Source organism: Streptomyces sp. NPDC051582 (assembly GCF_040681715.1).
GTDB lineage: Bacteria > Actinomycetota > Actinomycetes > Streptomycetales > Streptomycetaceae > Streptomyces.
Window position 1 is genome coordinate 56,859 of sequence record NZ_JBFAZJ010000003.1, and the last position, 12,682, is coordinate 69,540.

At 70.8% G+C, this 12,682-nt stretch carries 10 protein-coding genes; 2 read left to right on the top strand and 8 right to left on the bottom strand.

Annotated features, from left to right (window positions below; translation table 11 throughout):
* Positions 1-41 precede the first annotated feature (41 nt).
* The 8 genes from AB0M92_RS05815 to AB0M92_RS05850 form a co-directional block, all read right to left on the bottom strand.
* Positions 42-1,844 (bottom strand): glycoside hydrolase family 18 protein, encoded by a 1,803-nt coding sequence (locus tag AB0M92_RS05815; RefSeq protein ID WP_366100857.1) that lies wholly within the window; start codon positions 1,842-1,844, stop codon positions 42-44.
* Positions 1,845-1,941: 97 nt separating this feature from the next.
* On the bottom strand, positions 1,942-2,406 hold the full coding sequence (locus AB0M92_RS05820) for a hypothetical protein (protein WP_366100858.1): 465 nt from the start codon (positions 2,404-2,406) through the stop codon (positions 1,942-1,944).
* Between the two features lie 162 nt (positions 2,407-2,568).
* The gene (locus tag AB0M92_RS05825) at positions 2,569-3,987 is read right to left on the bottom strand and encodes an FAD-dependent oxidoreductase (RefSeq protein ID WP_366100859.1); all 1,419 of its coding nucleotides are present in this window, start codon (positions 3,985-3,987) and stop codon (positions 2,569-2,571) included.
* A 21-nt stretch (positions 3,988-4,008) separates the two neighbouring features.
* Positions 4,009-4,803 carry an ABC transporter permease gene (locus AB0M92_RS05830; protein ID WP_366100860.1) on the bottom strand — a complete coding sequence of 265 codons (795 nt, stop codon included), beginning with the start codon at positions 4,801-4,803 and terminating at the stop codon, positions 4,009-4,011.
* Positions 4,803-5,732 (bottom strand): ABC transporter permease, encoded by a 930-nt coding sequence (locus AB0M92_RS05835; protein ID WP_366100861.1) that lies wholly within the window; start codon positions 5,730-5,732, stop codon positions 4,803-4,805. Before AB0M92_RS05835 ends, AB0M92_RS05830 begins: the two co-directional genes overlap by 1 nt.
* A complete protein-coding gene (locus AB0M92_RS05840; RefSeq protein ID WP_366100862.1) occupies positions 5,729-6,880 on the bottom strand; it encodes an ABC transporter ATP-binding protein in 1,152 nt (383 codons plus the stop codon). Before AB0M92_RS05840 ends, AB0M92_RS05835 begins: the two co-directional genes overlap by 4 nt.
* A 69-nt stretch (positions 6,881-6,949) precedes the next feature.
* The gene (locus tag AB0M92_RS05845; protein WP_366100863.1) at positions 6,950-8,200 is read right to left on the bottom strand and encodes a spermidine/putrescine ABC transporter substrate-binding protein; all 1,251 of its coding nucleotides are present in this window, start codon (positions 8,198-8,200) and stop codon (positions 6,950-6,952) included.
* A gap of 71 nt (positions 8,201-8,271) precedes the next feature.
* Entirely contained in the window at positions 8,272-9,789 is a 1,518-nt protein-coding gene (locus AB0M92_RS05850) for a gamma-aminobutyraldehyde dehydrogenase (RefSeq protein ID WP_366100864.1), read from the bottom strand.
* Between the two features lie 182 nt (positions 9,790-9,971).
* Here AB0M92_RS05850 and AB0M92_RS05855 point away from each other — a divergent pair, with 182 nt between their 5' ends.
* Complete coding sequence (locus AB0M92_RS05855; RefSeq protein WP_366100865.1) at positions 9,972-10,526, top strand: NADAR family protein; 555 nt, start codon at positions 9,972-9,974, stop codon at positions 10,524-10,526.
* Positions 10,527-11,008: 482 nt separating this feature from the next.
* Positions 11,009-12,604, top strand: a complete 1,596-nt coding sequence (locus AB0M92_RS05860; protein ID WP_366100866.1) for a TROVE domain-containing protein — start codon at positions 11,009-11,011, stop codon at positions 12,602-12,604.
* Positions 12,605-12,682 lie beyond the last annotated feature (78 nt).

Genomic DNA, 12,682 nt, shown 5'->3' on the forward strand with positions numbered 1-12,682 from the left:
TGGTGGACGGACGGGCCGCAAGACGGGCGGGCGGGCGGCGGTCAGCCGCCGAAGTAGGCGTCGAAGTTGCGGCTGAACTCCCAGGCGCCGAAGCGGTCCCAGTTGATCGACCAGGTCATCAGGCCGCGCAGGGCGGGCCAGGTGCCGTGGGTCTGGTAGGTCCCGCAGTTCGTCTTCTTCGTCAGGCAGTCCAGGGCCTTGTCCACCTCGGCGGGCGGGGTGTGCCCGTTGCCCGCGTTGGTGGTGGCCGGGAGGCCGATGGCCACCTGGTCGGGGCGCAGCGGCGGGAAGACGCGCGTCGTGTCGCCCGCGACCGGGAAGCCGGTGAGCAGCATGTCGGTCATGGCGATGTGGAAGTCCGCCCCGCCCATGGAGTGGTACTGGTTGTCGAGGCCCATGATCGAGCCCGAGTTGTAGTCCTGCACGTGGAGCAGGGTGAGGTCGTCGCGCAGGGCGTGGATGACGGGCAGGTAGGCGCCGGCGCGCGGGTCCTGGCCGCCCCAGGGGCCGGAGCCGTAGTACTGGTGGCCCAGCTGGACGAAGAAGGTCTCGGGGGCCATGGTCAGGACGAACTCCGGGCCGTACTTGGCCTTGAGCGTCTTCACGGCGGCGATCAAGTTGGTGATCACGGGGGTGGTGGGGGCCCGGAAGTCGGTGTCCCCCGTCGCGAGGGAGAGCGAGTGGCCCTCGAAGTCGATGTCGAGTCCGTCGAGCCCGTACTCGTCGATGATCTTGCTGACGGAGGACACGAAGGTGTCGCGGGCGGCCGTGGTGGCGAGCTGGACCTGGCCGTTCTGCCCGCCGATCGAGATCAGCACCTTCTTGCCCGCCGCCTGCTTGGCCTTGACGGCCGCCTTGAACTCGGCCGCGGACTCCACGTTCGGGCATTCGGCGACCGGGCAGAGCGAGAAGCGTATGTCCCCCGAGGTCACCGACGTCGGTTCGCCGAAGGCGAGATTGATGACGTCCCAGGAGGCGGGGACGTCGGCCATGCGCACGTAGCCGGAGCCGTTGGCGAAGCTCGCGTGGAGGTAGCCGACCAGGGCGTGGGCCGGCAGGCCGGGGCTCCCCGGGCCGCCTCCGCCGCTCGTGGTGGAGGCGGAGACCGGGGCGCTCTTCGCGGACTCGCCGGCCGCGTTCACCGCGCTGACCCGGAAGGTGTACGAGGTGGACGCGGCGAGCCCGGTGACCGTCGCCGAGGTCCCGGTGACGCTCACGGGCGCGGCGCCGTCCCGGTGGAGCGTGTACGAGGTGGCGCCGGAGGCGGCCGACCACGAGAGGTTCAGGCTGCTCGCGGTGGCGCCGGACGCGGTCAGGCCGGTGGGGGCGGCCGGGGGCCGGGGCTGGCCGGGTCCGGTGCCGCCCGGGTCGGGGCCGACGAGCGTGACGTCGTCCGTGAGGTGGGCGCTCTGGCCGTACCAGCCGTGCGTGTAGACGGTCACGGAGGTGGTGGCCGTGCCCGTACGGAACGTCGTGCTCAGCTGCTTCCAGGCACCCGGGGTCTGCGTCCAGGCGGACACGTCGGTGGTGCCGGTCCCGGCCGCGCCGAGGTAGACGTACGCACCCTGCACCCAGGCGGCCAGCGTGTACGTGGAGTCGGGCTTGACGGTGACGGTCTGGGAGCAGCGGGCGTTGTCCTGGCCGGCCGGGGTGGCCCTGAGGGCGGAGCTCCCTGCGTGGACGGGGGTGGTGACGACGGATCCGCTGCCGGCCGAGCAGCTCCAGCCGTCGAGTCCGGCTTCGAAGCCGCCGTTGCGGGCGAGGTCGGCGTCGGCCGCCGCGGCCGGCGGGCCCGCAGCGAGGAAGGCGGCCACCGCGAGGGCGGCCGCGGTAAGGAAGGACATGCGTCTGCGCACAACTGCCTCCGGAGCATGGGGGGATGGAGCCAGGCCGCCGGGGAGGCGGCAGCGGCGCCCAACATGGTCCAGACCAATGCCCTTGTCAAGGCTTGCGTCCCTCCCGGCCCGCCACCCGGGCCGCCGCCTCGTGCATGGCCAGCTCCAGCAGCACGGGGTCCGTGAGCGTCCCGCTGCCGTCCGGGGCCACCAGCCAGTGCACCCCGCCCGTGGTCCGGCCGGGGTACGGCACCACGATCCAGGTCCCGCGCCCGGCTCCCCTCACGCCGGTGCCGAGCCAGCGGGACGCGGTCCCCGGGGGCACGAAGAAGCCCAGCCGCGTGTCGCCGAAGTCGGCGAGCACCGGGCCGGGCCGGTCGAGGAGCAGGGTCAGTACGTCGAGCGCGCTCTGGCCCAGCTCTCCGGGCAGGATCAGCACGTCCCACTGCCGGCCGGCGGGGAGCAGGGCGACCCCGAGCGGGTTGCGCTCCCACTCCCACCGGCAGGCGTCGGGATCCGGCGCCACCGATACGAGCCATTCCACCGCGGTCTTGATGTCCGAGCCGTGCATCGCCCGGCCTCCGTTCTCTCGGGTGAGGGTTCCTCACCGGAAGAGAGCGGGGCCGGGCCCTGCGATGACGCGGGTTCGTTCACCCCGTGGGGGTGAAGCGGCTCACGGTGTGAAGCGGGGCGCGCGCCGGGGCGTGGCGGGGGCGGGGGCGGGGGCGGGCGGTCAGCTGTCGAAGCCGAGGCCGAACTTGTCCATGACCTTCAGCCACAGGTTGCGGCGGCCGCCGCGGGCGTCCGCCCGGGCCAGGGACCACTTGGTGAGGGTGATCCCGGTCCAGGCGAAGGGCTCGGGCGGGAAGGGCATCGGCCGGGACTTCACCATCTCCAGCCCGGTCCGCTCGGTGCGGGCCCCGTCGAGGAGGTCCAGCATCACGTCGGCGCCGAAGCGGGTGGCGCCCACCCCGAGCCCGGTGTAGCCGGCCGCGTAGGCGACCTTGCCCCCGTGCGCGGTGCCGAAGAAGGCCGAGAAGCGCGAGCAGGTGTCGATGGCCCCGCCCCAGGCGTGGCTGAACTTGATGCCCTCCAGCTGCGGGAACGCGGTGAAGAAGTGCTGCGCGAGCCTCAGGTACGTCTCGGGGCGGTGGTCGTACTCGGAGTCCAGCTTGCCGCGGTAGGGGTAGATGGCGTCGTAGCCGCCCCACAGGATGCGGTTCTCCGGGGTGATGCGGAAGTAGTGGAACTGGTTGGCGCTGTCGCCCAGGCCCTGGCGGTTGTTCCAGCCGATGGCCTTCAGCTGGTCGGCGGTCAGCGGCTCGGTCATCAGCGCGTAGTCGTAGACGGGCACCGTGAACGGCCGGATCCGCTTGACCAGCGAGGGGAAGATGTTGGTGCCGAGCGCCACGCGCCGGGCGAAGATCCGCCCGTACGGGGTGCGTACGGCCATCCCGGCGCCCGAGGCGGCCAGGTCCAGCCCGCGGGTGTTCTCGTAGATCCGCACGCCCAGCGACAGGCAGGCCGCCTTCAGACCCCAGGCCAGCTTGGCCGGGTTCAGCATGGCGACGCCGTCGGTGTCCCACAGGCCCGCGAGGAACGTCGGCGAGTCGACCTCGGCGCGCAGTTCCTCGCGGTCCAGCCAGCGCGAGCCGCCCGCGAGGCCCAGCTTCTCGGCCTCCTCGTACAGCTCGCGCAGCTCCTCGACCTGGTGGGGCTCGGTGGCCACGTCGATCTCGCCGGTGCGCTCGAAATCGCAGTCGATGCCGTAGCGGGCGACGGCCGCCTCGATCTCGTCGAGGTTGCGGGCGCCCAGCTCCTCCAGCTTGGCGAGCTCGCCCGGCCAGCGCGCCATGCCGTTGGCCAGGCCGTGCGTGAGGGAGGCGGCGCAGAACCCGCCGTTGCGGCCGGAGGCGGCCCAGCCCGCCTCCTTCGACTCGATCAGGACGACGTCCCGGGCGGGGTCGCGCTCCTTGGCAATGAGCGCGGTCCACAGTCCGCTGTAGCCGCCGCCGATGACGAGCAGGTCGCAGGCCTCGTCGGAGGTCAGCGCCGGCTGCGCGGCGGGCTTGCCGGGGTCGTCCAGCCAGTACGAGACCGGCAGTGCTCCGGAAAGGGATTGAGCAGCACTTCGCATGGCGACTGGGGCCATGTCTTCCAACTCCCTACAGAGTTACTTGGGCTGTGCGTTCTTGCGGCGATTGCCGACCATCTGGCCGACGAGCACCACCAGCACCGCGATGACGAACATCGCCGTACCGATGACGTTGATCTGTACAGGCGTACCGCGCTGGGCCGATCCCCACACGAACATGGGGAAGGTGACGGTGTTGCCCGAGTTGAAGTTGGTGATGATGAAGTCGTCGAACGAGAGCGCGAACGAGAGCAGCGCGCCCGCCGCGATACCGGGTGCCGCGATCGGCAGCGTCACCCGCATGAAGGTCTGCACCGGGCCCGCGTAGAGGTCGCGGGCGGCCTCCTCCAGCCGCGGGTCCATCGACAGGACGCGCGCCTTGACGGCGGCGACGACGAAGCTGAGGCAGAACATGACGTGGGCGATCAGGATCGTCCAGAAGCCCAGCTGGATGCCCATGTTCAGGAACAGGGCGAGCAGCGAGGCGGCCATCACGATCTCGGGCATGGCCATGGGCAGGAAGATCAGCGAGTTCACCGCGCCGCGCGCCCGGAAGCGGTAGCGCACCAGCGCGAAGGCGATGGCCGTGCCGAGGACGGTCGCGCCGAGGGTGGCCCACACGGCGATCTGGAGCGAGAGGGACAGCGAGCCGCACAGGTCGGCGACCCCGCAGGGGTCCTTCCAGGCGTCGAGCGAGAACTCCTGCCAGGCGTAGTTGAACCGCCCGGCGGGGTTGTTGAAGGAGAAGACGGTCACGACGACGTTCGGCAGGATCATGTACGCGAGCGTGCCGAGGCCGAAGATGACGACGAGATTGCGCCGGAGCCAACGCATCAGACCAGGTCCTCCGTCCCCGCTCGGCGGATGTAGATGGTGACCATGATCAGCACGATGGCCATGAGGATGAAGGACAGCGCGGCGGCCGTCGGGTAATCGAGGATGCGCAGGTACTGCGACTGGATGACGTTGCCGATCATCCGGGTGTCCGTGGAGCCGAGCAGTTCGGCGTTCACGTAGTCGCCGCTCGCCGGGATGAAGGTGAGCAGGGTCCCGGAGACCACGCCCGGCATGGAGAGCGGGAAGGTCACCTTCCGGAAGGTGGTCGACGGGCGGGCGTACAGGTCCCCGGCCGCCTCGTGGAGGCGGGTGTCGATGCGCTCCAGCGAGGTGTAGAGCGGCAGGATCATGAAGGGGAGGAAGTTGTACGTCAGACCGCAGACCACCGCGAGCGGCGTGGCCAGCACCCGGTCGCCCTGGGTCATCCCGAGCCAGCTGGTGACGTCCAGGACGTGCAGGGTGTTGAGGACCCCCACCACCGGGCCGCCGTCGGCCAGGATCGTCTTCCAGGCCAGGGTGCGGATCAGGAAGCTGGTGAAGAAGGGGGCGATCACCAGCACCAGCAGGAGGTTCCGCCAGCGCCCCGCCTTGAAGGCGATCAGATAGGCCAGCGGGTACCCGAGCAGCAGGCACAGCACGGTCGCGGTGCCGGCGTAGAGCAGGGAGCGCAGGAACTGCGGGTAGTACTCGGTGAGGGCGTCCCAGTACGTCTGGAAGTGCCAGGTGACCTTGAAGCCCTCTTCGAGGGAGCCGGTCTGCACCGAGGTGGAGGCCTGGTAGACCATCGGCAGGACGAAGAACACCAGCAGCCACAGGATGCCGGGGAGCAGCAGCCAGTACGGGACCAGCCGCTTGCGCAGCGACGGCTTGTGGACCGGGGGTTCGGCGGGGGCCTCGGCCCGTGGCGGCGCGGCGGTGGCGGTCATGCGCCCTCCTCGACCGACTCGGTGCCGGCGTCTATGTCCTGAGCGGCGTCGAGGCCGAACGTGTGCTCCGGGTTCCAGTGCAGGACCACCTCGGCGCCGGGGGCGAGGCGGGCGTCGCGTTCGACGTTCTGGACGTACACCTCCAGCTCCGGGCAGACGGGGCTGTCGATGACGTACTGGGTGGAGACGCCGATGAAGGAGGAGGCGGCTATCGTGCCGCGGACCTTGTTGCGGCCGGCCGCGACGGTGTCCTCGTCCTGCGCGTGCACCAGGGAGATCTTCTCGGGCCGCACCCCGACCAGCAGCTTTCCGCCGGCCTTGGGCGTGGTCGAGCACCGGGCCGCCGGCAGCCGCAGCGTGGCGTCCGCCGAGCTCACCACGACGTCGGATCCGCCGGCCTCCACCACCTCGGCCTCGATGAGGTTGGAGGTGCCGAGGAAGTTGGCGACGAAGGTGGTCTTCGGGTTCTCGTACAGCTCGGCGGGGGCGCCCAGCTGCTCGACGCGGCCGCCGTTCATCACGGCGACCGTGTCGGCCATGGTCATGGCCTCCTCCTGGTCGTGCGTGACGTGCACGAAGGTGATGCCGACCTCGGTCTGGATGCGCTTGAGCTCCAGCTGCATCTGGCGGCGCAGCTTGAGGTCGAGGGCGCCCAGGGGCTCGTCGAGCAGCAGTACCTGGGGGTGGTTGATGAGCGCTCGGGCGACGGCCACGCGCTGCTGCTGGCCGCCGGAGAGCTGGTGCGGCTTGCGCTGGGCGAACTGGCCCAGCTCGACCAGCTCCAGCATGTCCTCGACCTGCTTCTTGACGGACTTGATGCCGCGGCGGCGCAGTCCGAAGGCCACGTTCTCGTAGATGTCCAGGTGCGGGAAGAGCGCGTAGCTCTGGAACACGGTGTTGACCGGGCGCTTGTACGGCGGCAGGTGGGTGACCTCGCGGTCGCCGAGGCTGACCGTGCCGGTGGAGGGCTCCTCCAGACCGGCGATCATGCGCAGGGTCGTGGTCTTCCCGCAGCCCGAGGCGCCGAGCAGGGCGAAGAAGGAGCCCTGGGGGATGGTGAGATCCAGCGGCTGCACGGCGGTGAACGAGCCGTAGTGCTTGCTGATCCCGGCGAGGCGGACGTCGCCGCCCGCGGTCTTGTCAGTCATGGGTCGCGGCCTTCGGTGGTGGTGTCGTCGCAAGGGTGCGGGGCGCGGGTGCCGGCACGAAGGGGTCGGTCAGGCTCCGATGAGCTTGGCGAACTTCTCTTCGTACGCGGTCTCTTCCTCACTGCTGAGGGAGCGGAAGGCGCGGGCCTTGGCCGCCATCGCCTTGTCCGGAATGATCAGGGGGTTGTCCGCGAGCGCGGGGTCGATCTTCGCCAGGTCTTCCTTGACGCCTTCGACGGGACACACGTAGCTGATGAACGCGGCCAGTTGGGCGGCGATCGGCGGCTCGTAGTAGAAGTCGATCAGCTTCTCGGCGTTGGCCTTGTGCCGGGCATGGGCGGGGACCAGCAGGTTGTCGCTGGAGGTGATGTAACCGGGCGCCGGGATCGCGTACTTGATGTCCGGGTTGCCGGCCTGGAGCTGGATGACGTCGCCGGCCCAGGCCAGGCAGGCGGCGATGTCGCCCTTGTCGAGGTCCGCCGTGTAGTCGTTTCCGGTGAAGCGGCGGATCTGCTTGGTGTCCACCCCCTTCTGGAGCCGGCCGATGGCGGCGTCGAAGTCGGCGGTGGTGAAGTTCGCCGGGTCCTTGCCCTGGTCGAGCAGGGTCATGCCGACGCTGTCGCGCATCTCGGTGAGGAAGCCGACGCGGCCCTTGAGGGAGGGGTCGTCGAGCAGCTGCGTGACGGAGTCGACCTTCTTGCCGTCGGTGGCCTTCGCGTTGTACGCGATGACGGTGTCGATGCCGGTCCAGGGGTAGCTGTACGCGCGGCCCGGGTCCCAGTCGGGGTTGCGGAACTGCGGGATCAGGTTGGCGTAGGCGTGCGGGAGGTGGGAGGGGTCCAGCTTCTGCGCCCAGCCGAGCCGGATGATGCGGGCGGCGAGCCAGTCGGTGACGACGATCAGGTCGCGGCCGGTGTCCTGGCCGGCCGCGAGCTGCGGGCGTACCTTGCCGAAGAACTCGACGTTGTCGTTGATGTCCTCGGTGTACTTGACCTTGATCCCGGTCCGCTTGGCGAACTCGTCGAGCGTGGGGTGGGTCTTCTCGTCCTCGCTGGTGTCCATGTACTCGGTCCAGTTGGAGAAGTTGATCTCCTTCTCCTGGTCCGAGCGGTCGTCGGAGGCGGCGGCCGTGTCGCCCGCGCGCTTGGCCGGCGGGATGCCGCAGGCGGACAGGGAGGCCAGGCCGCCGAGGGTGAGCGCTCCGACTCCGGAGGCGCGCAGCAGCGAACGGCGGGTGAGGGCGCCGCGCCCGCCGGTGATGCTGCGCCGCATCGCGGCGAGTTGCGCCGCCGAGAGGCGGTCGGGCTCGAACTGCTCCATGAGCTGCCTTTCGGGAGGTGTGGCGCCGCTGGTCAGGCGGCCGGCTGCCACTCGGCGGAAGCCGTGGACGGTTAGGTGCGGTCCCCGAAGATGGTGCGGTGCCAGTCCTTGGCGGCCACCGCGGTGTTGTCGTACATCACGTGCTTGACCTGCGTGTACTCCTCGAAGGAGTAGGCGCTCATGTCCTTTCCGAAGCCACTGGCCTTGTAGCCGCCGTGGGGCATCTCGCTGATGATCGGAATGTGGTCGTTGACCCAGACGCAGCCCGCCTTGATCTCGCGGGTGGCGCGCCCGGCCCGGTACACGTCGCGGCTCCAGGCGGAGGCGGCCAGCCCGTACGGGGTGTCGTTGGCCAGCCCGATGCCCTCGTCGTCGGTGTCGAAGGGCAGGACCACGAGGACCGGCCCGAAGATCTCGGACTGGACGACCTCGCTGTCCTGGGCGGCCCCTGAGACGAGGGTCGGCCGGTAGTACGCGCCGTCGGCGAGCTCGCCGCCCGGGACCTCTCCGCCGGTGACGACGGTGGCGTAGTCGCGGGCGCGCTCGACGAAGCCCGCGACCCGGTCGCGCTGGGCGTGCGAGACCAGCGGGCCGAGGTCGGTGGCCGGATCGAAGGGGTCTCCGAGGCGGACCGTCTCCATCAGCTCGGCCACCCGGGTGACGAAGGCGTCGTGCAGGGGGCGCTGGACGTACGCGCGGGTGGCGGCGGTGCAGTCCTGGCCGGTGTTGATCAGGGAGGCGGCGACGGCGCCGTGCGCGGCGGCCTCCAGGTCGGCGTCGTCGAAGACCAGGAAGGGCGCCTTGCCGCCGAGCTCCAGGTGGAGCCGCTTGACGGTGGCGGTGGCGATCTCGGCGACCCGCTTGCCCACCGCGGTGGAGCCGGTGAAGGAGGTCATGACCACGTCCGGGTGGCCCACCAGGTGCTCGCCCGCGTCCCGGCCGGCGCCGGTGACGATGTTGACCACGCCGTCGGGCAGGCCCGCGTCCTTGGCCGCCTGGGCGAACATCAGGGAGGTCAGCGGGGTCAGCTCGGCGGGCTTGAGGACGATGGTGTTGCCCGCGGCGATCGCCGGGAGGATCTTCCAGGCGGCCATCTGGAGCGGATAGTTCCAGGGAGCGATGGACCCGACGACCCCGATGGCCTCGCGCCGTACGTAGGAGGTGTGGTCTCCTGAGTATTCAGCCGCCGCCTGTCCCTGGAGGTGCCGGGCGGCGCCCGCGAAGAAGGCGGTGTTGTCGATGGTCCCCGGTACGTCGAACTCGGTGGACAGCTTGATCGGCTTGCCGCACTGGAGGGATTCCGCGTACGCGAAGTCCTCCGCCTGCTCGGCCAGCACGGCGGCCAGCCGGTGCAGGGCGTCCGAGCGCTCGCCGGGGGTGGCCGCGGACCAGGCCGGGAAGGCCCGCTTGGCGGCGGCGACGGCTTCGTCGACGTCGGCGGTGGAGGCCAGCTCGTACGTGAGCACCTCCTCGCCCGTCGCGGGATTGACGACGGTGTGCGACTGCCCGGACGTACCGGACCTCAGCTGTCCGTCGATGTACTGCGCGCCGTCTGCGAAGCGGTCCTTGACCTGGAAGCGATTACCCATGACGCTCTCACGCTCTCCGTAGCTTCAGCTCGAATTGAGTGCCGATCCTGGCAGAGGTGTTCCCCACCGCCAAGTGATTCCGTTGTTGCCTTTTGATTACGCGACGGAATCGGTCGACCATGTGTCGAGGCAGGTCCCAAATCCCGTACGAAGTGTCAGTGGCGACTGCCAGACTCGCGTGCATGGAGAAGATCGACAAGTTGATCGAGCAGGTCAGCCGTGGTCAGCGGGTGAAGTACCTGCCCTTTTGGGGGCACCGGCCGCGCCCCGACGGGACCCTCGGTCCCAGCTGCCTGAGCCAGTGGTGGCCGTCGCCGTTCACCGTGGGTGATGTCCGCTACGACACCGCCGAGCACTGGATGATGGCAGGCAAGGCCCGGCTGTTCGGGGACGCGGAGGCGGAGCGCGTCGCACTGGGGGCGAAGACCCCGGCGGAGGCCAAGAAGGCCGGTCGGCTCGTGCGCGGTTTCGACGACGCGACGTGGGCGCGGGAGCGGTTCGCGCTCGTGGTGGAGGGCAGCGTGCACAAGTTCGCGTCCGCCCCCGAGCTGCGCGCGTACCTGCTGGGCACCGGGGACCGGGTGCTGGTGGAGGCGAGCCCGATGGACCGCGTCTGGGGCATCGGACTGGCGGCGGACGACGAGCGCGCCCTGGACCCGGCCCGCTGGCGCGGGCTGAACCTGCTGGGCTTCGCGCTGATGGAGGCGCGCGAGCGGCTGCGTACGGGCGAGGTCTGACCCCGGGCGGGCGCGGTCTTAAATGCGTGGCGGGCGGACGAGCGGCCCGCCTACCGTAGGACTCGTCCAGGTGCGCAGGCGAGACCTACTTCCACTCTTAATGGGCAGGTCGCGGGTTCGAGTCCCGCCACCGGCTTCCGGGCCGGTGTAGCTCAGTTGGCAGAGCAGCACGTTGGTTTCGCCGACCTCGATCTCTGGACACCCACGTCACGCACCTCCCGGTGCGCGGGCTGCGGCTCCTTCTTCTGCAAAGAAACCCAAGCCGCCGCCACCTTGATCTCGGGAGGCACGCGTGCGGGATGCCCGGTGCGCAGGCGACGGCTACTTCCGGATCGACGGGTCGCGGGTTCGAATCCCGCCCGGCTGCGGCCGGTAGCTCAGGCCGGATGGAGCAGTCGACAACAGCCCGTCGCCGACCCTGATCTCGGGCATCCCGCACGTCACGCCTCCCCCACGCTCCACTGAATTCGGGGGGATTCACCATGGCTCGCTTCAACCTGCGCGCACCCAAGAAGGCTTCCGCGACGGCCGGGCCCGTCTCTCCCGTGCGCTCCACCGGCGGCCGCGCCGACAACCACCAGGGCGGCCGCGGCTTCGTCCGAGACGCGCGCTCCGAGCTGTTCCTGCTCGCCGTCGCCAACTTCGTGACGCAGCGGACCTTCCACGAGAGCGGCGAGGCCCGCGACGACCGGTTCCGCGCACTCGTGCGCCGCCTCGCCGTCGAGGACCCCGCGTGGACCGCGGGCCTGCTCGGCTGGCTGCGCACCGAGGGGAACATGCGCACGGCCTCGCTGGTCGGAGCGGCCGAGTACGTGAAGGCGCGGCTCGACGCCGGAGCCACCGGCGGGCCGTCCAACCGCGCGGTCGTGGACTGCGTGCTGCGGCGCGCGGACGAGCCCGGCGAGCTGCTGGCCTACTGGACGGCGACGTACGGGCGCAACGTCCCCAAGCCCGTCAAGCGCGGTATCGCCGATGCCGTGCGCAGGCTCTACTCCGCCACCTCGCTGCTGAAGTACGACACCGCCTCCAAGGGCTTCCGCTTCGGCGACGTGCTGAACCTGGTGCACGCCTCCCCCGATCCCTCGAATCCCTGGCAGGGCGAGCTGTTCCGCTACGCCCTCGACCGGCGGCACCACCCGGAAACGGCCGAGCTGCCGGCCGGCAACCGCACCCTGCTCGCGCACCGGGAACTCGTGGAACTGCCCGTGGAGGAGCGCCGGGCCGTGGTGACCGCGCCCGACGGGGCCGAGCGGCTCGCCGCGGCGGGCATGACCTGGGAGGCGCTGGCCGGCTGGCTCCAGGGGCCGATGGACGCGGCCGCCTGGGAGGCGGTCATCCCGTCCATGGGCGCGATGGCGCTGCTGCGGAACCTGCGCAACTTCGACCAGGCCGGCGTCTCGGACGCGGTGGCCGCGCGGGTCGCGGCGAAGATCGGCGACCCGGAGGTCGTCGCCCGGTCCCGGCAGTTCCCCTTCCGCTACCTCGCCGCCCACCAGCACGCGCCCTCGCTGCGCTGGGCGTACCCGCTGGAGCAGGCGCTGCGCCACTCGCTGGCCAACGTACCGGCCCTGCCGGGGCGGACGCTGGTCCTCGTGGACCGCTCGGGGTCGATGTGGGCGCGGCTGTCGGACCGCTCGGAGCTCAACCGGGCGGACGCGGCCGCCGTCTTCGGCACCGCGCTCGCGCTGCGCGCCGAGGAGGCGGACCTGGTGCAGTTCGGCACGGACAGCAAGCAGGTCCCCTACGACCGGAGCGAGTCCGTGCTGAAGGTGCTGGAGCGGTTCGAGGACCTCGGCGGCACCAACACCTCCGAGGCCGTGCGGCGGTACTACAAGGGACACGACCGGGTCCTGATCGTCACCGACGAGCAGGCGACGTACCACTACGGCGGCGACCCGACGTCCCTCGTCCCGGACGAGGTCCCGGTGTACACCTGGAACCTGGCCGGGTACCGGACGGGCCACGCGCCCTCCGGCTCCGAGAACCGGCACACCTTCGGCGGGCTGAGCGACGCGGCCTTCCGGATGGTCTCCCTGATCGAGGGCGGCCGGGACGCCGACTGGCCGTGGGTGGCGTAGCCGCCGTACGGACGACCGGACAGGGCCGGGACCGGGCACGCGCTGCCCCGTCCCGGCCCTGTGCCGTGTCCGGCGCGC